The organism is Trabulsiella guamensis ATCC 49490, from assembly GCF_000734965.1.
Taxonomy (GTDB): Bacteria; Pseudomonadota; Gammaproteobacteria; order Enterobacterales; family Enterobacteriaceae; genus Trabulsiella; species Trabulsiella guamensis.
On sequence record NZ_JMTB01000086.1, the window covers coordinates 1 to 1,665 of the forward strand.

The window sequence follows — 1,665 nt, forward strand, 5'->3', positions numbered from 1 at the left end:
CCAGAAAGCCCAGGTTGTCATTGCGAACCCGTCGGGGATCGCCTGTGACGGCTGCGGCTTTATTAACGCCGGACGTACCACGCTGACCACCGGCTCGGTGCAGATGCAGAATGGCACTATCACCGGATATCAGGTTGATCGCGGTGACGTTGTGATTGGCGGCAAGGGAATGGACGCCACGCGTCAGGATCATACCGATATCATTGCCCGCGCCGTGAAAGTCAACGCGGCCCTTCACGCAAATGATCTGAAGGTCACCACCGGGCGTAACCGGGTGGATGCGGCGCATGAACAGACAACCGTTTCAGCAGACAACGGCACGGCTAAACCACAGTTTGCGCTGGATGTCTCACAGGTCGGTGGGATGTATGCCGGTAAAATTCGTCTTCGCGGTACGGAAAAAGGCGTGGGGATGCGCAGTGCCGGGCATATCGGCGCATCCGCCGGAGAGGTCAGGCTCACCGCTGACGGTATGATTGAAAACAGCGGGGCCATTACCGCAAAAGGTAATATGACAATTGCCGGTAATGCATCAGTGACCAACAGTGGCTCCGTCTGGTCATCATCGGATACGGCGATAACCACAACCGGGCATGTACAGAACAGCGGCTCTGTCGCAGCCTCGCGCCATACCCGCGTGCAGGCAGCCAGTCTCACCAGCACCACCACCGGGACACTGGCCTCGGGTATCACGGCCGACGGAAAAACCGGTAACGGTGGTGATTTAACCCTTTCCGCAGCAGGACGGCTTGAAACGCACGGCCTGAATGTGGCGGGCGGTAACATCAGCGCGTCCGGCCAGGGGGTGGATGCATCGGGCAGCCGGACACAGGCGAAAAATATCACCCTCAATGCGAAACAGCAGAGCCTCAGCACTGCCGGAGCGCAGATTATTGCCGAAAGCGAGCTGAAAGCCTCAACCGCAGGCACACATAACAACAATGGCGGTTTACTGGCGGGGGATAAACTCAGTCTGTCTGCAAAACGCCTTCAGAATAACAGCGGGCAGATTGTCCAGAGCGGCACACAGGCGCTTATGCTGAGCCATCAGGACGGTATTGAAAACCGGGAAGGAACGATTGCCACAAATGCGCGTGACCTGACGCTTCAGACCGCTGCGCTGGATAACCGGGACGGTGAGATTATCCATGCCGGTAACGGCGCGTTCACGATGACATCTGCCACTTTCACCGGAGACCGGGGGAGCCTGGCGTCATCGGGTACGCTGGCGCTGAAGGGACGTGACCTGGTACTGGACGGCAGTACTACCACGGCTAAGGGTATCCGGATTGACGCGGATAATCTCTCAAATCGCGGGGGACAACTGGTCCAGAGCGGCAACGGAACGATGGCGCTGGATGTGCGTCACAGCACCGATAACCGTGACGGACAGATTGCGGCAAACGGCAGCGTGGTACTTAACACCACGAACGTTGATAACCGGCAGGGACAGATACTGGCCGCTGACGCCGGGAGTCTTTCGGTTCACGCCACCGGCAGAACCGACAACCGGGAAGGCGTGCTTGCCGCCGCCAGTAATGTGGCCGTGACCACCGGGCAGCTCAGCAACGACAGCGGACTTATCAGTGCAGAAAAAGGTCAGATGGTGCTGACCAGTACCGGACAACTGGGTAACGCAGGCGGACAGATAGCCGCCGCCGGAGA

Annotated in this window: 1 protein-coding gene; it reads left to right on the forward strand. The window is 58.8% G+C overall.

Annotation, left to right across the window (positions count from 1 at the left end):
* A partial coding sequence (locus GTGU_RS13785; protein ID WP_038158036.1) for a two-partner secretion domain-containing protein occupies positions 1–1,665 on the forward strand: 1,665 nt, incomplete at both ends.